The sequence below is a fragment of the Streptomyces sp. NPDC044719 genome, assembly GCF_056433405.1.
The window spans coordinates 160,047-181,892 of record NZ_JBWKHE010000011.1 but is presented as its reverse complement, the minus strand read 5'-3'; the positions used below and the strand labels follow the sequence as shown (position 1 = coordinate 181,892).

Sequence of the window (21,846 nt, the reverse complement as noted above, 5' to 3'; positions counted from 1 at the left end):
CCACCTACGATCCTCCCACGTCCGGAGTGCGGACCCGGCCGCCGGTCCATCAGGCGGACGAGGCCGGGCCGCCGGACTGCCGCTGCGGCGCGTAGGCACCGAGGAAGTCGGCGCCGCTCGGCTGCGGCGCAGGCTGTGCCCGCTGCGGTGCGCAGTCGCCCAGATGGTCGGCCCCGCTGCCCTGCTGCTGCGTCTGCTGCGGTGCGTACTCCCCCAGGTAGTCCGCTCCGCGTCCCTGCCCGTACTGGGCCGCCGCGTGGACGGGCTGACCGCTGCGCACGGCCCGCCGGTAGGCGATCTTGCGCTTGATCTTGACCGCCCAGGACGCGAGGACCGCGAGCACGATCAGGGCGATCACCGTGATCTGCACCCAGTCGGGCAGGAATCCCAGCAGGGACTCGAATATCTGGGACTTCACGGACGCCTGAGGCATGCCGGTGGACATGGTTCGCTATCCCCTCCCCTGTTCCGCCCCCTGCGGAACCGAGAGCGGATCTTAGCGGGCCGCCAGAGCCCGTTCGCCCGCTTTTCGCATGGCGTCCAGGGGCGCCGGGGCCTGCCCTGTCATCTGCTCGACCTGTAGTACGGCCTGGTGCACCAGCAGGTCGAGGCCGCTGACGACCGCGCCGCCGTACGCCGACCAGCGGGCGGCGAGTTCCGTCGGCCAGGGGTCGTAGAGGACGTCGAAGAGGGCCGCCGGCCGCTCCGGCACGGACCGGGCGAGAGCGTCGGTGACACCGGCCGGCGTGGTGCTGATCACCAGCGGGGCGCGCAGGGCCTGCTCGGCGTCCGCCCAGTCCGCGATGCGCACCGGGACCTCCAGCCGCTCGGCCCACTGCCGCATCTCGGCGGCCCGGGCCTCGCTGCGGACGTACACGGCGATCTCACCGGGGCAGATCCGCGCCAGCGCGGCCAGCGCGGAGGAGGCGGTGGCACCCGCACCCAGGACCGCGGCGGCCTCGACCTTGTCGATGCCGTGCTCCCGCAAAGCCGCGACCATGCCGGGGATGTCGCTGTTGTCGCCGGTCCGGCGACCGTCCGGGGTGCAGACCACCGTGTTGACCGCGTCGACCGAGGCCGCGGTCTCGCTGATTCCGTCGAGCAGCGGGATCACGGCCCGCTTCAGCGGCATGGTCAGCGAGAGCCCCGCCCACTCGGCCCCGAGCGTCTCGAAGAACCCGGGCAGTGCGGCCTCGTCGACCTCGAACCTGTCGTACGTCCAGCCGCTCAGCCCCAACTCCTCGTAGGCCGTGCGGTGCAGGACCGGGGAGAGCGAGTGGGCGATCGGGGAGCCGAGTACGGCGGCCCGGCGTGGTGCGGCCATCAGGTCTTCCTCAGTTGTTCCGCGAGGCGTTGAACTTGTCGACCAGCTTCTGGTGCTCGGCGTTGGTCTTGGTGAACTCACTGGTCTTGCCGTCCAGCGAGATGAAGTAGTACCAGCCGTCGTCCGTCGGGTTGAGGGCGCCCTTGATCGCGTCCTCGCCGGGATTGTCGATCGGCCCGGGCGTGAGCCCCTTGTGGAAGTACGTGTTGTACGGGTTGTCGTAGGTCCGCAGTTCGCTCAGGCTCAGGTCGATCTTGCTCTGGTTCTTGATGTAGTTGTACGTGGAGTCGAACTCCAGCAAGCCGTTGGTCTGCGGGTTCCCGGGCTTCATGCGGTTGTAGACGACCTCGGCCATCTTGCGGAAGTCGGCGTGGCTGGTGCCCTCGGCCTGAACCATGCTCGCGACCGTGATCAGCTGCCAGGGGTCCTCGAGTCCGAGGCTCGTGGCCTTCTTCTCCACCCCGAGCTTCTCGTAGGTCTCGGTTGCCCGTGTCACCATCTGCTTCAGCACGCCTTCGGGCTTCTGCCCCTTGGCGATGCCGTAGCTGGAGGGGTAGAGGAACCCTTCCAGCGGGTCCTTGACGTTCGGGTGGTTCTGCGCCCAGGAGGGCAGGCCGAGCTTCTTGTAGTCCTTCTTGGCGATCGCGGCGGTGGTGCCCTCCTTGACCTCCAGCCGCTTGTCGATGAGCCGGTAGATGTCGGCGTTGCGCTTGCCCTCGGCGATGATCAGGTTGTCGCGGCTCTCCGGACTGAGCATCAGTTCGACCGCGCTGTCGGCCGACATTTGCTTCTGCAGCGTGTAGACGCCGTCCTGGAGTGTGTTGCCGTCGGGATTGTTCGCCTGAGCCGTGACGAACGCGTCGACGCTCTTGACGACGCCGGCGTCCTTCAGCACCTGCCCGATCTCGTAGCCGCCCGCTCCCCTGGGGATCTCTACGGTGACCTGCTGCCCGCTGCCGTCGCCCGCGAAGTCCGGGGCGTCGCCGAAACGATCCTGGTAGAACTGGTAGCCGAAGTAGCTGACACCGGCCAGGCCGCCGCCGAGGATCACGACGACCAGCAGGCAGGCCATTCCGCTGCGGCGCTTCTTGGGCTTGCCGCCGCGTTCGCGTTTGTCGTCGCGCCCGCGACGATTCCTCGGCTCGTCGCCGTCGTCATCGTCGTCGCCGCCCGCGAAGAAGGCGTGCTCACCCTGATCGGGTCCGGGGTCCCAGTCGGTCTCGGGCTCCGGCGGGGGCTCGGCCCGGCGCCGGCCAGGGGGCTCCGGCGGCGGATAGGCGTCGGGCGTGCCGTAGTAGTCGGACTGGCCTCCGCCGTAGGTGCCTGCCTGCTGCTGCCCGTACGGGTCGCCGGGGTCGCCCGGGTACGACACCTGCTGGTGACCACCGGTGGCCCACCCGCCGTTGTCGTACTGCTGCTGGTGGTACCCCTGGTCCTGCGGGTGACCGTGGCCCCCTTGCCCGGGGTACTGCTGGTGCCCGTGGGCCTGGGCCGCGTACTGCTGGTCGTACTGGTAGTGCTGCTGCGCCTGACCGTATCCGGCCTGCTCACCGGTGCCCCAGTCGCCGTACTGCGACTGCTGCGGCTGCTCTGGATAGTGCTGCGGCTGGCCGCCGTAGGGGGACTGCTGACCCGGCTGGGCCTGCTGTCCTCCCCATCCGCCGTCCCCGTACAACGGGTCCTCCGGATGCCACGGTTCGGAGCCTTGGCCCCGGCCATACTCAGTCATCGATCCCCTAGAGCCGCGAGGCGGCGGTCGCTCGGCTTCCAGCCGGGCTCCCGTCCGCCTCTCTCTGGTGCGTCAGCTGTTCGAACACCGGCGCATCGCGCGGAACGTTACCGTATCGCGATCAGATGACCACTTCGACGCCTTCGCCGGGTGCTTTACCTGACACCCGTTCGGATTCAAGCGCCTGCTGGAGGATGACCACCGCAGCTGCCTGGTCGATCACGGAACGGCCCTTCTTGGACTTCACGCCGGAAGCGCGCAGTCCCTGACTGGCCGTCACCGTGGTCATGCGTTCGTCAATGAGTCTGACCGGAACCGGGGCGATCATGCGGGCCAGTTCCTGGACGAAGGCACGAACCTTGACCGCGGCCGGGCCTTCGCCCCCCTTGAGGGAGCGCGGCAGTCCGACGACGACCTCGAGTGGCTCGTACTCCTCGACGAGTTGCTTCAACCGCCGCTGAGCTGCGGGGATGTCACGCCCCGGGACCGTCTCCACCGGGGTGGCGAGGATCCCGTCGGGGTCGCACGAAGCGACCCCGATACGGGCATCCCCGACGTCGATAGCGAGTCGACGTCCTCTGCGCATCTTTCCTGACCCGTTTCCTACTTGGCCGTCTCGGCGACCAGGCGCTCGACCGCGTCGACGGCCTCACCGACGGCGCCCGGGTTCTGACCGCCGCCCTGGGCGACGTCCGGCTTGCCGCCACCGCCGCCGCCGAGCGTCTTGGCGGCCGTACGAACCAGGTCGCCGGCCTTGAGGCCACGCTCGCGGCCGGCCTCGTTGGTGGCGATGACCGTCAGCGGCTTGCCGTTCGCCACCGTGAACAGGGCGACCACGGCGGCCCGTCCGCCCTGGATGCGTCCGCGCACGTCGAGCACGAGCTTGCGCAGGTCGTCGGCGGTCGTGCCGTCCGGGACCTGACCGGTCACGACAGCAATGCCGCTGACGTCCTTGGCGGACTCTGCGAGACCGGCGGCGGCCTGGAGGACCTTCTCGGCGCGGAACTTCTCGATCTCCTTCTCGGCGTCCTTCAGCTTGCCGAGCATGGCGGAGACCTTCTCAGGGAGCTCCTCCGGACGGCCCTTGATCAGCTCCTGGAGCTGGGCGACGACCGTGTGCTCACGGGCGAGGAAGTTGTAGGCGTCGACACCGACCAGGGCCTCGATGCGCCGGACACCCGAACCGATGGAGGATTCGCCGAGCAGCTTCACCAGGCCCAGCTGCGCGGTGTTGTGCACATGCGTGCCGCCGCACAGCTCCTTGGAGAAGTCGCCGATGGTCACGACGCGCACACGGTCGCCGTACTTCTCACCGAACTCGGCGATGGCGCCCTGCTTCTTGGCCTCGTCGATGCCCATGACCTCGGCCTGCACGTCGAGGTCGCGGGAGAGGACCTCGTTGATCCGCTGCTCGACGTCGGTCATCACGGCCGTGGGTACGGCGGACGGCGAGCCGAAGTCGAAGCGGAAGCGGCCGGGCTGGTTCTCGGAACCGGCCTGGGCGGCCGTCGGGCCGAGGGCGTCGCGCAGCGCCTGGTGGGTGAGGTGCGTGGCCGAGTGGGCGCGGGCGATGGCCGTGCGGCGACGGGAGTCGATCGAGGCGTGGGCCGTGGCGCCGACGGTGACCTCGCCGACCTGGACGACGCCCTTGTGGACGTACACGCCCGGGACCGGCTTCTGGCAGTCGCGGATCTCGATGACGGCACCGGTGTCGACCTTGATCCGGCCGGTGTCGCCGATCTGGCCGCCGCCCTCGGCGTAGAACGGGGTGCGGTCGAGGACGATCTCGACCTCGTCGCCCTCGGTGGCGGCCGGGGAGGAGGCGCCGTCGACGAGGATGCCGACGATCCTCGACTCGCCCTCGGTGGCGGTGTAGCCGATGAAGTCGGTGGCACCGGCCTGGTCGGCGATCTCGCGGTAGGCGCCGGTGCCGGCGTGGCCGGTCTTCTTGGCCTGGGCGTCGGCCTTGGCGCGCTCCCGCTGCTCCTTCATCAGGCGGCGGAAGCCGTCCTCGTCCACGGTCAGGCCCTGCTCGGCGGCCATCTCCAGGGTGAGGTCGATCGGGAAGCCCCAGGTGTCGTGGAGCAGGAAGGCCTTGTCGCCGGGCAGGACGGTGCCGCCTGCGGACTTGGTGTCGGTGACGGCCGTGTCGAGGATGTTGGTGCCGGCCTTCAGCGTCTTGAGGAAGGCGTTCTCCTCGGCGAGGGCGACCTTCTCGATGCGCTCGCGGTCCGTGATGAGCTCGGGGTACTGCTGGCCCATCATGCCGATCACGGTGTCGATCAGGTCCTTGACGACCGGACCGGTGGCACCGAGCAGGCGCATGTTGCGGATGGCGCGGCGCATGATGCGGCGCAGGACGTAACCGCGGCCTTCGTTGCCGGGGGTCACGCCGTCGCCGATGAGCATCACGGAGGTGCGCATGTGGTCGGTGACCACGCGCAGGGAGACGTCCGAGTCATGGGCGTCGCCGTAGGCCACACCCGTCAGCTCGGTGGCCTTCTTGATGACGGCCATGGACGTGTCGATCTCGTACATGTTCTGCACGCCCTGCAGAATCATGGCGAGTCGCTCGAGGCCGAGGCCCGTGTCGATGTTCTGGCTGGGGAGGTCGCCGAGGATCTCGAAGTTGTCCTTGCCGATGCCCTCGCCGCGCTCGTACTGCATGAAGACGAGGTTCCAGATCTCCACGTACCGCTCGTCGTTGACGGCGGGGCCGCCCTCGACGCCGAACTCGGGGCCGCGGTCGTAGTTGATCTCGGAACAGGGGCCACAGGGTCCGGGGACGCCCATCGACCAGTAGTTGTCCTTCATGCCGAGGCGCTGGATACGCTCCTTCGGCACACCGACGACGTCGTGCCAGATGCGCTCGGCCTCGTCGTCGTCCTTGTAGACGGTGATCCAGAGCTTGTCCGGCTCCAGGCCGTAACCACCCTTGTCCTGGGGGCTGGTGAGCAGCTCCCAGGCGTACTTGATGGCGCCTTCCTTGAAGTAGTCGCCGAAGGAGAAGTTGCCGCACATCTGGAAGAACGTGCCGTGCCGGGTGGTCTTGCCGACCTCTTCGATGTCCGGCGTGCGCACGCACTTCTGCACGCTGGTGGCGCGGTCGAAGGGCGGCTTGACCTCGCCCAGGAAGTAGGGCTTGAAGGGCACCATGCCGGCCGGGACGAGGAGCAGAGTCGGGTCGTCCGCGATGAGCGACGCCGAAGGGACGACGGTGTGACCGCGCTCCTCGAAGAAGCTCAACCAGCGGCGGCGAATCTCAGCCGACTCCATCAGTGGTCCTCATTCCGGTTGTACGAGTACGTCGTCCTGTCGCTGTCGACGGACTTCGGGGTGCTGCGGTTCTCGATGGCGGTGTACCGCCGGGGTGCGGGGAGTTCGGGGTCGCTGTTGATGCCGAGGACGTCCCCCAGCTCTTCCTCCCGCTGGGCCATGTTGTCCCGGACGTCGAGCGCGAAGTCGACCGCGCGGTCCTTGAGCCGGTGGCCGGCCTCGATCGCCTTGTTTCCCGCGGTTCTGGCGAGGCTCTCGGGCGTCAGCTGCTTCAGCTTGCGGTTGACCTTGGTGGTGGCCCACACGCCGGCGGCGACGCCCGTGGTGAACCAGAAGGTACGGCGGAACATCGCTTGCTCTCAGTCCCTCTTCTTCCCTCGGGCGCCGCGTCGAGAGACCGTACGGCCCACGATCACGGTACGCCTGGACGCCTTGGCGGGCACGTCCTCCTTGCGGCCGCCGAGGGCCCGGCGCACGCCGTAGCCGAAGGCGGCGACCTTGACCAGGGGGCCACCGAAGGTGGAGGCGACGGTGGTCGACAGCGCGGAGGCGTTCGACGTCACCTCCTGGACGTCGGAGGCGATCGAGTCGACCCGGTCGATCTGGGTCTGCGCGGAGCGCACCGCCGAGGAGGCGTCGGCCAGCAGCGGGACGGCCTGGTCGGTCACATCCGCCACGAGCTTGGTGGTCGCCCTGAGCGTCTGGGCCAGCCTCGCCAGCGCGACGGCGAGGAAGGAGACCAGGATCGCCCAGAAGACGGCCACCAGGATTCCGGCCACCTCTCCACCGGACACTGTGCACCCGCTCCCTGAAACGTGCCTGAACATCTGCCTGAGTACGAGAAAGTCGTGCCACGAGCCTATCGCGCCGGGGGTGCGGCTCCGTACCGGATTGCCGCCCGGCGACGGCGGATTCGCGAAAGCCCGCCGCCTCACCCGACCGGAAGGGACGGGGGAGACGGCGGGCTGTAGTACCGCGTGCCTGCCGAGGATCAGCGGGCGTAGTACTCGACGACGAGCTGCTCGTCGCAGATCACCGGGATCTCCTTGCGGTTCGGCTCACGGTCCAGGCGGAACGCCAGGGCCTTGAGGTTCACCTGGAGGTAGCGCGGGGTCTCGCCGTCGGGGGCGAAGCCACCCTCACGGGCGATCGTGAAGAGCGTCTTCTCCTTGGAGCGCTCGCGCACCTGCACGACGTCGTCCGGACGGACACGGAAGGAGGGCTTGTCGACCTTCTTGCCGTTGACCGCGATGTGGCCGTGGACGACCATCTGGCGGGCCTGGTAGATCGTGCGGGCGATGCCCGAACGCAGGACCAGCGCGTCGAGACGGCGCTCGAGCTCGATGATCAGGGCCTCACCGGTCTTGCCCTGGACCTTGGAGGCACGGTCGTAGGCGCGGACGAGCTGGCGCTCGGACACGTCGTACTGCGCGCGCAGACGCTGCTTCTCGAGCAGACGGACCTTGTAGTCCGAGTTCTGCTTGCGGCCGCGGCCGTGCTCACCCGGGGGGTAGGGGCGGGCCTCGAAGTACTTGACGGCCTTCGGGGTCAGCGCGATGCCGAGGGCACGCGACTTCTTGACCTTGGGGCGGGACTGGTTCGCCACTGTTTCTCTTTTCCTGGTTTCGGCTTGTCAGGGTTGTGGGAGGTCGCATCCGCAGCCGGGGAAACCCGCCTCGTCCATGCGGACGGGGTGGGCAGCCGCTCCCCTGGTCTGGGCACATACGTGCAGCACGCGAGTGGCCCACCGTCCGGTCCCGTCGCGGGACGGGTGGTGGTGGGCTGCCCGCGACACCGTTCGACGGTGCGCGACGCTCCTGGAGCCGGTCCGGGGATCGGCTCCGGCCGACTGTCCCGTTCTGACTGCACGGGACGCGGCACTCCGACCGAGTTTACAGGGTGCTCAGGACCGCTTTCGACCGAGGTTCTTCCGGGTCCATTCGACCGCGTCCGCGTAGCGGGCCTCCGCGCCGTGCCGGGTGGGTGTGTAGTACTCGCGGTCCTTGAGCGCGTCCGGGGCGTACTGCTGGGCGGCGATACCCTCGGTCAGGTCGTGCGGGTAGACGTAGCCCTGGCCGTGGCCGATCTTGGTGGCGCCCTTGTAGTGGCTGTCGCGCAGGTGCGCGGGCACGGATCCGGCGAGCCCCTTGCGTACGTCCTCCAGGGCGGCGCCGATCGCGGTGGTCGCGGCGTTGGACTTGGGTGCCAGGGCGAGGGCGATCGTGGCGTGGCTGAGGGTGAGGGCGGCCTCGGGGAAGCCGATCATGGCGACGGCCTGGGCGGCGGCGACCGCGATCGGCAGGGCGTTCGGATCGGCGAGGCCGATGTCCTCGCTGGCGGAGATCATCAGACGGCGGGCGATGAAGCGGGGGTCCTCGCCGGCCTCGATCATCCGGGCCAGATAGTGCAGGGCGGCGTCGACGTCGGAGCCGCGGATGGACTTGATCAGGGCGCTGGCCACGTCGTAGTGCTGGTCGCCGTCGCGGTCGTACTTCACGGCGGCCCGGTCGACCGTCTCCTCCAGGGTGGTCAGGCCGATCTCCGCCTCGCCCTTGTCCAGGGCGGCTCCGGCGGCGGCCTCCAGGGCGGTGAGGGCGCGGCGGGCGTCGCCGCCGGCGATGCGCAGGAGGTGGCTCTCGGTCTCCTCGGGGAGGGTGACGGCGTCGTTGAGGCCGCGCTCGTCGGTGAGGGCGCGCCGGACGAGGCCCTTGATGTCGTCGTCGGTGAGCGGTTCGAGGGTGAGCAGCAGGGAGCGGGAGAGCAGGGGCGAGATCACCGAGAAGTACGGGTTCTCCGTCGTCGCGGCGATCAGCGTCACCCAGCGGTTCTCGACGGCCGGGAGCAGGGAGTCCTGCTGGGCCTTGCTGAAGCGGTGGATCTCGTCGAGGAAGAGGACGGTCTCCTTGCCGTATCCGCCGGAGGCGCGGCGGGCGCCGTCGATGACAGCACGGACCTCCTTGACGCCCGCGGTGATCGCCGACAGTTCGACGAAGCGGGCGTCGGTGGCCTTGGAGACGACGTACGCCAGGGTGGTCTTGCCGGTGCCGGGCGGGCCCCAGAGGATCACGGAGGAGGCGCCAGCGGGACCGGAGGCCTCGCCGACCAGTCTGCGCAGGGGTGATCCCGGCTTCAGCAGATGCTGCTGTCCCACGACCTCGTCGAGAGTGCGCGGGCGCATCCGCACCGCCAGGGGGCTGCTGGACGGTTCCTTCTCCTGGCGTTCTTCTGCTGCGGCGGTGAACAGGTCGGGCTCCACGTCAGAAACCCTAAATCACGGCACTGACAATCCCGCCGGGCCCCGGGCCCCGGGCCGGCCGGGTCAGCTGGTCCAGAAGTCCCACCAGCGGGTCAGGATCAGCATGCCGATGATCCCGATGTGCAGCACGGGCAGGACCCAGGTGAACTCGCCGAAGAAGCTCTTGAGCCAGTTCGGCGCCGGGAGGAAGCCCTTGCGGATGTTGAACGACGTCACGTACCAGAACATGAGGATCGTCGCGACCCAGGCCAGGGAGCACCACAGGCACAGTGCGTTGATCCGGTACAGGGACTGGAACATCAGCCAGGCGCAGAAGACGACGCCGAACAGGCAGCCGGCGTTGAAGGTGAGCCAGTACCAGCGCGGATAGCGGGCGCGGGCCAGGAGGCTGATGCCGACGGCGATGACGATGCCGTAGCAGACGAGGCCGAGCATCGGGTTCGGGAAGCCGAAGACGGCGGCCTGCTTGCTCTCCATGACGCTGCCGCAGGAGACGACGGGGTTGAGGCTGCAGCCGGGCGTGAACGTCTTGCCCTCGACCTTGGCCTCGAGGAGCTTGAACTTGTCGATCGTGATGACCCAGGCGGCGAGCAGTCCGGCCGCGCCGGTGATCACCAGCAGCAGGGCGAGGGCCCGGCTGCCGCCCTCGGTGCGGGGCGCGTTCTCGGCGCGCTCCGTCTCGGGCTCCATGGAGACGTCCTTGACTGTCGTCTTGCTCATCACGCCGATTCCGTCGCTTGAGGCCTGACCATCTTCGGGCATGGCCATTGTGCCGCACACGGGCCTCTGTCCACCGTTCACTGGACATAAGCATGTCCGCAGGGTCGGCCCTGAGCGTTCGGTTCCGGCCGACGATCGCCGCATGACAGCACAGGGGTACGACCTCGCCGTGGACGTGCGAGGGCTGCGCGAGCGCTACGGGAACGTGACCGCCTTCGACCGTGTCGATCTCGGCATCCGGCGCGGCGAGGTGATCGGCCTGCTCGGACCGAACGGCGCGGGCAAGAGCACCACGGTGGAGATCCTCCAGGGCAACCGCGCCCGGGACGCGGGCGAGGTGTCCGTACTCGGGTCGGACCCGGCGACCGCCACGCGCGCGTGGCGCGCACGCGTCGGAATCGTCTGGCAGCACGACTCGCTCACGGTGTCCGTACGGGACGACGGCCGTGGCTCCCCCCCGGCTGCCGCTGGCGAGGAGGGGGACGCCGTGATCCGCATCGTCCTGGCCGATGACCATCCCGTCGTACGGGAGGGGCTGCGGGCGATGCTCAGTGCCGAGACGGACCTGGAGGTCGTCGCGGATGCGTCCGGCGGTCCGTAGGCGGAAGCGCTCGCGGGGCGATGGAGGCCGGGGCCGCGGGCTATCTGCTGTTGCCGGCGCCGTCCGTGGCGGCCCGGCTGGTGGATCAGTCGCGCACCAAGCCGGAACGCCCACGCCTGTCGGAACGCGAGACGGCCGTCCTGCGACTGGTCGCCGAGGGCCTGGCGAACGCCGAGATCGGACGCGGACTCTTCATCGGCGAGTCGACGGTGAAGACCTATCTGCTGCGCGTCTTCGGCGAGTTGAAAATGGACGACCGGACGGCGGCCGTCACGAGCGCGATGCGGTTCGGGCTGCTGGAGCAGTGAGGAAGGCGCCGGGAGGCCCGGCGCCTTCGACAGCGTCTCAGCCGAGCCGGGCCTCCAGCTCCGCCACGATCTCGTTCACGCCCACCGCCGTCTGCTCGCCCGACTCCATGTCCTTGAGTTGGACGACGCCCTCGGCGAGGTCGCGTTCCCCGGCGACGACCGTGTAGCGGGCGCCGCTGCGGTTGGCGTTCTTCATGGCGCCCTTGAGGCCCTTGGAGCCGTAGGAGAAGTCGGCCGCGATGCCGTTCTTGCGGAGTTCCGTGACCTTGGCGAACAGGACCCGTCGGGCCTCCTCGCCGAGCGGGACGGCGAACACGCTGGTGGTCACGGGGAGTTCGAGCTCGATGCCCTCCGCCTCCAGGGCGAGAACCGTGCGGTCGACGCCGAGGGCCCAGCCGACGGACGGCAGGGCAGGGCCGCCGATCATCTCGGAGAGGCCGTCGTAGCGGCCGCCGCCGCCCACCGCGGACTGCGAGCCCAGGCCGTCGTGGACGAACTCGAAGGTGGTGCGGGTGTAGTAGTCCAGGCCGCGGACCAGCTTCACGTCGTCCTCGAAGGCGACGCCCGCGGCCGTGATCAGCTCGCGGACCTCCTCGTGGTACGTCTTGCACGCGTCGCAGAGGTAGTCGCGGAGCAGCGGGGCGTCCCCCAGCTGCTTCTGGACCGACTCACGCTTGTCGTCCAGGACGCGCAGCGGGTTGATCTCCGCCCGGCGCAGGGTGTCCTCGTCCAGGTCCAGGCCGCGCAGGAAGTCCTGCAGCGCCGACCGGTACACCGGGCGGCACTCCTTGTCGCCCAGGCTGTTGAGCAGGATCCGGAAGTCGCTCAGACCCAGCGAGCGGTACGCCTGGTCGGCCAGGATGATCAGCTCGGCGTCCAGCGCCGGGTCCTCCGCGCCGATCGCCTCGGCACCGACCTGGGAGAAGTGACGGTAGCGGCCCTTCTGCGGACGCTCGTAGCGGTAGTACGAGCCGGAGTACCAGAGCTTGACCGGGAGGTTGCCCGCCTTGTGCAGGTTGGCCTCCAGCGCGGCACGGAGGACGGACGCCGTGCCTTCGGGGCGCAGGGCCAGCCTGTCGCCGCCCTTGGTCTCGAAGGCGTACATCTCCTTCGTCACGATGTCCGTCGACTCGCCGACACCACGTGCGAAGAGCTCGACGTTCTCGAAGCCGGGCGTCTCGATGTAGCCGTAGCCGGAGTCCCGCAGCGGCGCGGCGATCGCCTCACGGACCGCCAGGTACTTCGCGGAGTCCGGCGGGATCAGGTCGTACGTGCCCTTGGGGGCCTTGAAGGTGCTCACGGAAGGTCTCGTCACATTCCTCGTCGGGGAGCGGGCTGAGCTCCCTGGCCGGCGGCCACCTGCCGCAGATACGGGTTGGTGGCGCGCTCCTGGCCGATGGTCGTCTGGGGGCCGTGGCCGGACAGCACCACGGTCGAGTCGTCGAGCGGCAGGCACACGCGGCCCAGCGAGTCGAGCATCTCGGCCATGTCACCGCCGGGCAGGTCGGTGCGTCCGATGGAGCCGGCGAACAGCAGGTCGCCCGAGAACAGGATCGGCGGGATGTCCGCCGCCTCGGGCATACCGAAGGTCACCGACCCCTTGGTATGGCCGGGAGCGTGCGCGACGGACAGCTCCAGGCCCGCCAGTTCCAGCTTCGCCCCGTCAGCCAGCTCCTTGACGTCGTCCGGCTCCCCCACGGTCAGCTCGCCCAGGAGCGGCATCCCGATGGAACGGCCGATCCCCTTCTCGGGGTCGTTCATCATGTACCGGTCGTCGGGGTGGATCCAGGCCGGCACGTCGTGCGCGCCGCACACCGGGACGACCGAGGCCACGTGGTCGATGTGGCCGTGGGTGAGGACGACGGCGACGGGCTTGAGACGGTGCTTTCTGACCGCTTCCTCGACGCCGTCGGCGGCCTGATGGCCGGGGTCGATGATCACGCACTCCTCACCGGTGGCGGGGGCGACGAGGTAGCAGTTCGTCCCCCAGGCCCCGGCGGGGAACCCGGCAATGAGCACGATCGTCCTTCGTTGTGTCGATACGGGAGGCTGCGGCTGGTGACAGAGCCTACCGGCGCTGCCGATTCCTCAGCGAACCCATATACGGTACGGGGCACACGCGGGCGGTCGGCACACAGGACGCACGCGTACCGGTCGACGTTCGAGACCCATGAGGAGAGAACCCGGTGGTCAGCCAGGAACAGCGGCGGCGTCAGCTCGCCCGGGAGAAGTTCTTGCGGCAGCAGCAGCGACGCACGGACGCTCGACGCAAGGCCCGTATCCGCAACTCCGTGATCGCCTCGACTCTCGGCGTGATCGTGGTGCTCTCCGTGACGGTCTTCCTGACCAAGCCGTTCGAGGACGACGGCAAGACGGAGAACGCGAACGCGGACGTCACGCCGAGCGCCACGCCCAGCAAGGCCCCGGACCCGTGCGAGAAGCCCGCCGCGGGCAAGGTCAAGTCGCAGACCTGGAAGAAGGAACCGGCGATGTCGATCGACGAGTCGGCGAAGTACACGATGAAGCTCGACACGACGTGCGGCGAGATAGACGTCGCGCTGAAGGCGTCGGCCGCGCCGCACACCGTCAACTCGTTCAACTTCCTGCTCGGCAAGGGGTACTTGGACCACAGCAAGTGCCACCGGCTCACCAACCAGCGCATCTACGTGCTGCAGTGCGGTGATCCGCAGGGCACCGGCATGGGCGGGCCCGGCTACACGATCCCGGACGAGAACCTCAAGGACAAGAGCCTCAAGGGAGGGGTGTACCCGGCGGGCACGGTCGCGATGGCGAACCAGTACAACGCCCAGACGAAGCAGGGGCGGGACAGTGGCGGCAGCCAGTTCTTCCTCGTCTACCAGGACAGTCAGCTGCCGCCCGACTACACACCGTTCGGCACGGTGTCCGAATCGGGCATGAAGGTCCTGACGAAGATCGCCAAGGCCGGTGCGCAGGCCCCCGACCCTCAGACGGGCAACACGGCGCCCAACGCGACGGTCGTGATCAACAAGGCCACGATCACCGAATCCTGACCCCCAACTGCGAAATTTCGGTCGCGCGGGATGCGGACACGCCCCCCGCCGGTCGCCTATGTTGGCCGTGACGAAACTGTGGACGATGCCCGGGGGTGCTGAGGCCCCTCGCAGGCATCATGTGGAGGAGGCGCTGTGAGCAGCGACCCGTGGGGCCGCGTCGACGAGACGGGGACCGTGTACGTGCGTACGGCCGACGGCGAGCAGGTAGTCGGTTCCTGGCAGGCAGGCTCCCCCGAGGAGGCGCTGGCCTATTTCGAGCGCAAGTACGAGGGCCTGGTTGTCGAGATCGGCCTCCTCGAGAAGCGAGTGAAGACCACCGACCTGTCGGCGAAGGACGCTCAGGTCGCCATCGACCACATCCGGGAGCAGATCGACGCGCACCACGTGGTGGGCGACCTGGATGCCCTGCGGGTCCGGCTGGACAAGCTCGTGGAGCTGGTGGAGGCGCGCCGCGAGGAGCGCAAGGCGCAGCGGGCACGGCAGTCCGACGAGGCGCGCAAGTCCAAGGAGGCGCTGGTCGCCGAGGCGGAGGAGCTGTCGCAGTCCGACCAGTGGCGGGCGGCCGGTGAGCGGCTGCGGGCCCTGGTGGACACCTGGAAGGGCCTGCCGCGCCTGGACCGCAAGTCCGACGACGAGCTGTGGCACCGGTTCTCGCACGCGCGGTCGGCGTTCTCCAAGCGGCGCAAGCAGCACTTCGCGCAGCTGGACGCGCAGCGCGAGGAGGCCCGCAAGACCAAGGAGCGGCTGGTCTCCGAGGCCGAGGCGCTGTCGAACTCAACGGACTGGGGCGTGACGGCCGCGCGCTACCGCGAGCTGATGGCCGAGTGGAAGGCCGCGGGCCGTGCGCAGCGTGAGCACGAGGACGATCTGTGGAACCGCTTCCGCGGCGCCCAGGACGTCTTCTTCGCGGCCCGCAGCTCGGTGTTCGCCGAGCGGGACGCCGAGCAGGCGGAGAACCTGAAGCTCAAGGAGGAGCTGGCCGAGGAGGCCGAGAAGCTCCTGCCGATCACGGACCTGAAGGCGGCCCGGGCCGCCTTCCGCAACGTGAACGAGCGCTGGGAGGCCATCGGCCACGTGCCGCGCGACGCGCGGCCCAAGGTAGAGGGCCGGATGCACGCCGTCGAGCGGGCCCTGCAGGAGTCCGAGGAGGCCGAGTGGCGCCGGACCAACCCGGAGGCACGCGCGCGTGCCGAGGGTCTGACCGGCCAGCTCCAGGCCGCCGTGGACAAGCTGCGGGGCCAGATCGAGCAGGCCCGTGCGCAGGGCAACAACGCCAAGGCCGACAAGCTCGCGCGTGAGCTCGAGGGCCGCCAGGCGCTGCTGGACCAGGCGCAGAAGGGTCTGCAGGAGTTCGGAGGCTGATCATCAGCACCCCGAAAGGGGGCTCCCGTACCTGTGCGGTACGGGAGCCCCCTTTCGCGTGGTCTCTACGACCTGCTGCGCGCCGATGTCACCCGGTACACGTCGTAGACGCCCTCCACGCCCCGGACCGCCTTCAGCACATGGCCGAGATGCTTCGGGTCGCCCATCTCGAAGGTGAAGCGGGAGGTGGCGACGCGGTCGCGGGAGGTCTGGACGGCCGCGGAGAGGATGTTGACGTGCTGGTCGGACAGCACGCGGGTGACGTCCGAGAGCAGCCGGGAGCGGTCCAGGGCCTCGACCTGGATGGCGACCAGGAAGACCGAGGACTGGGTGGGCGCCCACTCCACCTCGAGGATGCGCTCGGGCTCGCGGGACAGTGACTCCACGTTCACGCAGTCGTTGCGGTGAACCGATACGCCACTTCCCCGGGTGACGAAGCCGATGATGGGGTCACCGGGTACGGGCGTACAGCAGCGGGCCAGTTTCACCCACACGTCGTCGACGCCCTTCACGACGACGCCCGGGTCGGCGCTGGAGCGGCGTTTGCGGCTGCGTCCGCGGGCCGGCGGGACCGACTCGTCGATCTCCTCGGTGGCGGCCTCCTCGCCGCCGAGGGCCTGGACGAGCTTCTGCACGATGTTCTGGGCGGAGACATGGCCCTCGCCGATCGCCGCGTACAGCGCGGAGATGTCCACGTAGCGCATCTCGTGCGCGAGGGTCACCAGGGAGTCGCCGGTCAGGATGCGCTGGATGGGCAGGTTCTGCTTGCGCATCGCGCGGACGATGGCGTCCTTGCCCTGCTCGATCGCCTCGTCGCGGCGCTCCTTGGAGAACCAGGCCCGGATCTTGTTGCGGGCGCGCGGCGACTTGACGAAGCCGAGCCAGTCGCGAGAGGGGCCCGCGCCGGGCGCCTTGGAGGTGAAGACCTCGACCAGATCGCCGTTGTCGAGGGTGGATTCGAGCGGCACCAGGCGGCCGTTCACCCGGGCACCGATGGTGCGGTGGCCGACCTCGGTGTGGACCGCGTACGCGAAGTCCACCGGGGTGGCACTGGCAGGGAGTGCTATGACGTCGCCCTTGGGGGTGAAGACGAAGACCTCGTTGCGGGAGAGGTCGAAGCGCAGGGACTCCAGGAACTCGCCCGGGTCCTCGGTCTCCTTCTGCCAGTCGAGCAGCTGGCGCAGCCACGCCATGTCGTTGAGGTGGTCGTCCTTGCTCTTGCCGGACGACTTGGGGGCGTCGGAGCGTACCTTCGAGGCGCCGGCGACGGCCTCCTGCTTGTACTTCCAGTGCGCGGCGATGCCGTACTCGGCGCGGCGGTGCATGTCGAAGGTGCGGATCTGCAGCTCGACGGGCTTGCCGCCGGGGCCGATGACCGTCGTGTGCAGCGACTGGTACATGTTGAACTTGGGCATCGCGATGTAGTCCTTGAACCGGCCGGGGACCGGGTTCCATCGCGCGTGCACCGTGCCGAGGGCCGCGTAGCAGTCGCGGACGGTGTCCACGAGGACGCGGATGCCCACCAGGTCGTAGATCTCCGCGAAGTCACGGCCGCGGACGATCATCTTCTGGTAGACGCTGTAGTAGTGCTTGGGGCGGCCGGTGACGGTCGCCTTGATGCGGGCCGCGCGCAGGTCCTGCTGGACCTCGTCGGTGACGATGGCCAGGTACTCGTCACGCTTCGGTGCCCGCTCGGCCACCAGCCGTACGATCTCGTCGTACATCTTGGGGTAGAGGATCGCGAAGGCGAGGTCCTCCAACTCCCACTTGATGGTGTTCATGCCGAGGCGATGGGCGAGCGGCGCGTAGATCTCCAGGGTCTCGCGCGCCTTCTTCTCCTGCTTCTCGCGCTTGAGGTAGCGCATGGTGCGCATGTTGTGCAGGCGGTCGGCGAGCTTGATGACCAGGACGCGCGGATCCTTGGCCATGGCGACGACCATCTTGCGCACGGTCTCGGCCTGGGCCGCCTCGCCGAACTTGACCTTGTCCAGCTTGGTGACGCCGTCGACGAGGAGGGTGACGACATCGCCGAAGTCACGGCGCAGGTCGTCCAGGCCGTACTCGGTGTCCTCGACCGTGTCGTGCAGTAGGCCGGCCATCAGGGTGGCCGGATCCATGCCGAGCTCGGCGAGGATGGTCGTCACGGCGAGGGGGTGCGTGATGTACGGGTCGCCGCTCTTGCGCTTCTGGCCGCGGTGCCAGCGCTCGGCGACCTGGTAGGCCTTCTCGATCTGGCGGAGCGTGGCGGTCTCAATCTTCGGGTCGTTGCCGCGCACTATCCGCAGCAGCGGCTCCAGCACCGGGTTGTACGGGTTGGCCCGCTGGACGCCGAGGCGGGCGAGGCGGGCACGGACGCGGTTGGAGGAGCCGGTGCGGGCGGGCTGGCCGCCGGCCTGGCGCACCGCGGGAGGGGCCGGCTTGGGGCGCGACTGCTCGGCTGTCTTGTCGACGGGCGCCGACTGGGCGTGCTCGACCGGCCCGCGGGTGTCGTTCTTCGCGTGCGGCGCGTTCGGCGCGGGCTTGGCCGCTGCCGAGGCGGACTCGGGCTTGGCGGCGGTCAGGTGCTGGGCCTCGTCTGACAAGAGGGCTCCTCGTGCGCTTTCCGGGTCCCCCGGTCAGGCTCCGGAGACCCCATGGTAGCGATCCTGTGCCCCAGGATCGCCTTCAGGCCAATGTGAGGACCGTCTACCCAGGGAACGTGAGAGGCGGGCACCGGATTCCTCCGGGCCCGCCTCCGCGGTGTCGTGCCGGTCGCCCACCGGGCCGCCGTGGGTCTTCTAGACCGTGAGCAGCGCCTCCAGTGGGGCTCCGCCCAGTGCCGGTTCCAGGCGGGTGCGGCCGTTCAGGAAGCCGAGTTCCATGAGGACGGCGAGACCCGCGACCTCGGCTCCTGCCCGGCGGATGAGCTGGACCGAGGCCTCGGCGGTGCCGCCGGTGGCGAGGACGTCGTCGATGACCAGGATGCGGTCGCCGGTGCTCAGGTCCTCGGCGTGCACCTCGATCTCGGCCGAGCCGTACTCCAGGTCGTAGGCCTGGGCGAGGGTGGCTCCGGGGAGCTTGCCCGCCTTGCGTACGGGGACGAAGCCGAGGCCGGCGCGGACGGCGACCGGGGCGCCGAGGATGAAGCCGCGGGCCTCCAGGCCGACGACCTTGGTGGCGCCGGTGTTCTCGGCGATCTCGGCGAGGGCGTCGGTGAGCGCGGTGAACGCCGCCGGGTCCGCCAGGAGCGGGGTGATGTCCTTGAACATCACGCCCGGCTCCGGGTAGTCGGACACGTCCCTGATGCGGCTGAGCAGCAGTTCCTTGATGTCGGTCATCGGCGCTTCCCCGAGGGGCGGCCCCTGCCGCGGTTGCGGGACGCGGGCTGGTTCCGCGGGCCGACGACGGCCGGAGCGACGTCCTCGGGCTCGGCGGCGTAGGACTCGTCTCCGGTCTCCGCCTGCGGGGTATCGCCCTTGGCGGCCCGCTTGGCCAGGACGCGCTTCTTCAGGGCCTTCATCTGCGGCTCGCGCTCCTTCAGGTCGGCGACGAGCGGCGTGGCGATGAAGATCGAGGAGTACGCACCGGCGGCGAGGCCGACGAACAGCGACAGCGAGATGTCGTTCAGCATGCCGGCGCCGAGGACACCGCCACCGATGAACAGCAGGCCCGCGACCGGCAGCAGCGCGACCACAGTGGTGTTGATGGAACGGACCAGGGTGCTGTTGATCGAGCGGTTGGCGACGTCGCTGTAGGTCCAGCGGGTCTGCTTGGTGATGTCCTTGGTCTGTTCCTTGAGGCTGTCGAAGACCACGACCGTGTCGTAGAGCGAATAGCCGAGGATCGTGAGCAGACCGATCACCGTGCCGGGCGTGACCTCGAAGCCGACGAGGGCGTAGATGCCGACCGTGATGGTGATGTCGTGGATCAGTGCGACGAAGGCGGCGATGGCCATGCGCCACTCGAAGGCGATCGCCAGATAGATCACCACGAGGATCAGGAAGATGCCAAGGCCCTGCCAGGCCTTGTTGGCGATCTGCTCGCCCCAGCTGGGGCCGACCAGCTCGGCGTTGATCTGCTCCGAGTCGATCTTGAGGTCGTCGGCGAGCGTGTTCTTGATGTCGTTCGCCGCGCCGGTGTCGATGCCGGCGACCTGGATGCGCATGCTGCCGTCGCCGAGCTGCTGGACGATCGCGTCGTGGCCGGAGGCCTCCTCCGCGTACCGCTCGGCCTGGGACACCGAGGCGCTGGTGTTCTTCGGGGTGTTGAAGACGGCGCCGCCCTGGAACTCGATGCCCATGTTCAGGCCGCGCACCGCCAGGCCGGCGATGGCCAGGATGGTGATCAGGATGGAGACGCCGTACCAGATCTTGCGGTTCTTGACGAAGTCGTAGCCGACCTCGCCGCGGTGGAGTCGGGCGCCGAGGTTGCCGAGTTTCGACATCTCAGGCCTCCTTCGGGTCGGCAGGGGCGGCGGGGCGTCGGGTACGGCGCAGCGGCGGCTGGGCGCCCAGGCTCTTCGGGTCGAGGCCGGACCACTTGTGGCCGTTCGCGAAGAACGGGCGGCGGGCCATCAGCGTCAGCAGCGGCTTGGTGAAGAGGAACACGACGACCACGTCGAGCAGGGTGGTCAGGCCGAGGGTGAACGCGAAGCCCTGGACCTTGCCGACGGTGACGGCGAACAGCACCGCTGCGGCGAGGAACGACACGAAGTCGGAGACCAGGATGGTGCGCCGGGCGCGCGGCCAGGCCCGCTCGACGGCGGGGCGCAGGGAGCGGCCCTCGCGGATCTCGTCACGGACGCGCTCGAAGTACACGATGAACGAGTCCGCGGTGATACCGATGGCGACGATGGCGCCGCACACGGCCGGAAGGTTCAGCGCGAAGCCGATGGCCGGGCCGAGCAGGGCCATGAGCGTGTAGGTGAGGGCCGCGGAGACCAGCAGCGAGAGGATCGCGATGAACGACAGGCCGCGGTAGTACGCCAGCAGGTAGATGACGACCAGCGCGAGACCGATGGCGCCGGCGATCAGTCCGGCCTGCAGCTGGTCACCACCCAGCGCCGCGGTCACGGTCGTCATGCTGTCGACCTTGAAGGTCAGCGGCAGCGCGCCGTAGGACAGCATGTTGGAGAGGTCCTGGGCGGACTGCTGGTTGAAGTTGCCGGAGATCTCGGCGTTGCCGCCGGTCAGGGCCTGCCGGACGTACGGGTCGGAGACCACGTCGCCGTCCAGGACGATCGCGAACTGGTTCTGCGGCGACTGGTTCTGCGCCAGCTTGCCGGTGATGTTCGCGAACTTCTTGGCGCCGCCGTCCGTGAAGTCCATCGTGACCGTCCAGCCCGCACCGGTCTGCGTGTTCAGGACGGCCTGGGCCTTGTCGACGTCCGTGCCGTCGACCTCGGCGGGGCCGAGGATGTACTTCTGCCACTGGCCCTGCGAATTCTTGCCGCAGGCCAGGGTCATCTCGGAGGCCTTGACGCCGTCGCCCACGGATGAGCGGGTCTTCTCGTCGGTGCAGTCGAGCTTGGCGTACTTCGCCTGCAGCGCGCTCGCGTCGGCCTCGGCGGAGCCGCCGCTCGCCGACGGGGAGGGGCTGGCCTTGGCCTTGTCGTCCGAGGCGCTCGCCGACGGTGTGGCGTCGGCCTTCAGCGCGTCGGTGACCGCGCGGCCCTGCGTGGTGGGCGTGGCCGACGGGGAAGCGGAGTTCTTGTCGGTGGCCTCGGGCTTGTCGGTGGCCTTGCCGGACGGCTTGTCCGAGGGGCTGCCGGTGGGGCTCGGGGAGGGGCTGGCCGTGCCCTTGCCGCCGGAGACCTCGGTGGCGAGGACCGGGCGGAAGTAGAGCTTGGCGGTGGTGCCGACCTGCTTGCGGGCCTGCTCGGAGTTCGTGCCCTTGGGGATGTTGACGATGATGTTTTCCCGGCCCTGCGTCTGGACCTCGGACTCCGAGACGCCAAGACCGTTGACACGTCGTTCCATGATGGAGACGGCGGTGTCCATGTTGGTCTTGTTGATGGCCGCCTCGTTGCCGGCCTCGGGAACCGCCCGGAGCGTGATGCTCGTGCCGCCGGCCAGGTCGATGCCGAGACGTGGTTTCGTGTGCCCCGAAGCGAACATCCCACCGGTGAGCGCCACGAGGGCGATCAGAATCAGGACCAGCGAGCGACCCGGCTTGCTCTGGGTGCTCGCGCTCCGGCCCTTTTTAGGTGTGGCCACCTTCTCGTACTCCCTCTCGGGCCACCTCGCTCCGGATCGGC

18 protein-coding genes and 2 pseudogenes are annotated in these 21,846 nt (G+C 69.2%); 4 read left to right on the top strand and 16 right to left on the bottom strand.

Annotation, left to right across the window (positions count from 1 at the left end):
• Nucleotides 1–49: 49 nt before the first annotated feature.
• From AC07DF_RS36605 to AC07DF_RS36560, 10 genes are all read right to left on the bottom strand, one after another.
• Nucleotides 50–445: a hypothetical protein gene (locus tag AC07DF_RS36605; protein ID WP_478981067.1), complete on the bottom strand. Its 396-nt coding sequence runs from the start codon at nucleotides 443–445 to the stop codon at nucleotides 50–52.
• Nucleotides 446–496: 51 nt separating this feature from the next.
• Nucleotides 497–1,324 (bottom strand): shikimate dehydrogenase, encoded by an 828-nt coding sequence (locus AC07DF_RS36600; protein ID WP_478981065.1) that lies wholly within the window; start codon nucleotides 1,322–1,324, stop codon nucleotides 497–499.
• 10 nt (nucleotides 1,325–1,334) lie between these two features.
• Nucleotides 1,335–3,053, bottom strand: a complete 1,719-nt coding sequence (gene mltG, locus AC07DF_RS36595; RefSeq protein WP_478981063.1) for an endolytic transglycosylase MltG — start codon at nucleotides 3,051–3,053, stop codon at nucleotides 1,335–1,337.
• 121 nt (nucleotides 3,054–3,174) lie between these two features.
• A complete protein-coding gene (gene ruvX / locus AC07DF_RS36590; protein ID WP_382497604.1) occupies nucleotides 3,175–3,639 on the bottom strand; it encodes a Holliday junction resolvase RuvX in 465 nt (154 codons plus the stop codon).
• Between the two features lie 17 nt (nucleotides 3,640–3,656).
• The gene (alaS, locus tag AC07DF_RS36585; RefSeq protein ID WP_478981060.1) at nucleotides 3,657–6,329 is read right to left on the bottom strand and encodes an alanine--tRNA ligase; all 2,673 of its coding nucleotides are present in this window, start codon (nucleotides 6,327–6,329) and stop codon (nucleotides 3,657–3,659) included.
• Complete coding sequence (locus AC07DF_RS36580) at nucleotides 6,329–6,679, bottom strand: hypothetical protein (RefSeq protein WP_391113071.1); 351 nt, start codon at nucleotides 6,677–6,679, stop codon at nucleotides 6,329–6,331. Before AC07DF_RS36580 ends, alaS begins: the two co-directional genes overlap by 1 nt.
• Nucleotides 6,680–6,688: 9 nt before the next feature.
• Nucleotides 6,689–7,123 carry a DUF948 domain-containing protein gene (locus AC07DF_RS36575; RefSeq protein ID WP_478981058.1) on the bottom strand — a complete coding sequence of 145 codons (435 nt, stop codon included), beginning with the start codon at nucleotides 7,121–7,123 and terminating at the stop codon, nucleotides 6,689–6,691.
• A gap of 197 nt (nucleotides 7,124–7,320) precedes the next feature.
• Nucleotides 7,321–7,935, bottom strand: a complete 615-nt coding sequence (gene rpsD, locus AC07DF_RS36570) for a 30S ribosomal protein S4 (protein WP_053668303.1) — start codon at nucleotides 7,933–7,935, stop codon at nucleotides 7,321–7,323.
• Between the two features lie 297 nt (nucleotides 7,936–8,232).
• Nucleotides 8,233–9,585 (bottom strand): replication-associated recombination protein A, encoded by a 1,353-nt coding sequence (locus AC07DF_RS36565; RefSeq protein WP_478981055.1) that lies wholly within the window; start codon nucleotides 9,583–9,585, stop codon nucleotides 8,233–8,235.
• Nucleotides 9,586–9,648: 63 nt separating this feature from the next.
• The gene (locus AC07DF_RS36560) at nucleotides 9,649–10,305 is read right to left on the bottom strand and encodes a vitamin K epoxide reductase family protein (RefSeq protein WP_478981053.1); all 657 of its coding nucleotides are present in this window, start codon (nucleotides 10,303–10,305) and stop codon (nucleotides 9,649–9,651) included.
• Between the two features lie 142 nt (nucleotides 10,306–10,447).
• Between AC07DF_RS36560 and AC07DF_RS36555 the strand changes: the two are divergent.
• Nucleotides 10,448–10,723: pseudogene (locus tag AC07DF_RS36555) on the top strand (ATP-binding cassette domain-containing protein); the annotation flags it as partial.
• 69 nt (nucleotides 10,724–10,792) lie between these two features.
• Nucleotides 10,793–11,214 (top strand): annotated as a pseudogene (locus tag AC07DF_RS36550) (response regulator transcription factor).
• A 37-nt stretch (nucleotides 11,215–11,251) separates the two neighbouring features.
• Here AC07DF_RS36550 and hisS read toward each other — a convergent pair.
• Nucleotides 11,252–12,514, bottom strand: coding sequence for a histidine--tRNA ligase (gene hisS, locus AC07DF_RS36545; protein WP_478981051.1), 1,263 nt, complete (start codon nucleotides 12,512–12,514; stop codon nucleotides 11,252–11,254).
• A gap of 11 nt (nucleotides 12,515–12,525) precedes the next feature.
• Entirely contained in the window at nucleotides 12,526–13,233 is a 708-nt protein-coding gene (locus AC07DF_RS36540; RefSeq protein ID WP_478981049.1) for an MBL fold metallo-hydrolase, read from the bottom strand.
• Nucleotides 13,234–13,400: 167 nt separating this feature from the next.
• Between AC07DF_RS36540 and AC07DF_RS36535 the strand changes: the two genes are divergently transcribed.
• On the top strand, nucleotides 13,401–14,246 hold the full coding sequence (locus tag AC07DF_RS36535) for a peptidylprolyl isomerase (RefSeq protein WP_478981047.1): 846 nt from the start codon (nucleotides 13,401–13,403) through the stop codon (nucleotides 14,244–14,246).
• Between the two features lie 135 nt (nucleotides 14,247–14,381).
• A complete protein-coding gene (locus AC07DF_RS36530; RefSeq protein WP_478981045.1) occupies nucleotides 14,382–15,611 on the top strand; it encodes a DUF349 domain-containing protein in 1,230 nt (409 codons plus the stop codon).
• Between the two features lie 65 nt (nucleotides 15,612–15,676).
• Here the strand turns inward: AC07DF_RS36530 and relA are convergent, their stop codons facing one another.
• From relA to secD, 4 genes are all read right to left on the bottom strand, one after another.
• Complete coding sequence (gene relA, locus AC07DF_RS36525) at nucleotides 15,677–18,193, bottom strand: GTP pyrophosphokinase (protein ID WP_478981043.1); 2,517 nt, start codon at nucleotides 18,191–18,193, stop codon at nucleotides 15,677–15,679.
• A gap of 195 nt (nucleotides 18,194–18,388) precedes the next feature.
• Nucleotides 18,389–18,928, bottom strand: coding sequence for an adenine phosphoribosyltransferase (locus AC07DF_RS36520; RefSeq protein ID WP_478981041.1), 540 nt, complete (start codon nucleotides 18,926–18,928; stop codon nucleotides 18,389–18,391).
• A complete protein-coding gene (gene secF / locus AC07DF_RS36515) occupies nucleotides 18,925–20,034 on the bottom strand; it encodes a protein translocase subunit SecF (protein ID WP_478981040.1) in 1,110 nt (369 codons plus the stop codon). The genes AC07DF_RS36520 and secF overlap by 4 nt, the downstream gene beginning before the upstream one ends.
• Before the next feature lies 1 nt (nucleotide 20,035).
• Nucleotides 20,036–21,805 carry a protein translocase subunit SecD gene (gene secD, locus AC07DF_RS36510; protein ID WP_359896488.1) on the bottom strand — a complete coding sequence of 590 codons (1,770 nt, stop codon included), beginning with the start codon at nucleotides 21,803–21,805 and terminating at the stop codon, nucleotides 20,036–20,038.
• Nucleotides 21,806–21,846: the final 41 nt, after the last annotated feature.

Excerpts from the sequence above, each read along its gene's own strand:
- AC07DF_RS36580 (WP_391113071.1), bottom strand. The coding sequence starts at position 6,679 with ATGTTCCGCCGTACCTTCTGGTTCACCACGGGCGTCGCCGCCGGCGTG.
- ruvX (WP_382497604.1), bottom strand. The coding sequence starts at position 3,639 with ATGCGCAGAGGACGTCGACTCGCTATCGACGTCGGGGATGCCCGTATC.
- alaS (WP_478981060.1), bottom strand. The coding sequence starts at position 6,329 with ATGGAGTCGGCTGAGATTCGCCGCCGCTGGTTGAGCTTCTTCGAGGAG.
- AC07DF_RS36600 (WP_478981065.1), bottom strand. The coding sequence starts at position 1,324 with ATGGCCGCACCACGCCGGGCCGCCGTACTCGGCTCCCCGATCGCCCAC.
- mltG (WP_478981063.1), bottom strand. The coding sequence starts at position 3,053 with ATGACTGAGTATGGCCGGGGCCAAGGCTCCGAACCGTGGCATCCGGAG.
- AC07DF_RS36560 (WP_478981053.1), bottom strand. The coding sequence starts at position 10,305 with ATGAGCAAGACGACAGTCAAGGACGTCTCCATGGAGCCCGAGACGGAG.
- secF (WP_478981040.1), bottom strand. The coding sequence starts at position 20,034 with ATGTCGAAACTCGGCAACCTCGGCGCCCGACTCCACCGCGGCGAGGTC.
- AC07DF_RS36520 (WP_478981041.1), bottom strand. The coding sequence starts at position 18,928 with ATGACCGACATCAAGGAACTGCTGCTCAGCCGCATCAGGGACGTGTCC.
- AC07DF_RS36605 (WP_478981067.1), bottom strand. The coding sequence starts at position 445 with ATGTCCACCGGCATGCCTCAGGCGTCCGTGAAGTCCCAGATATTCGAG.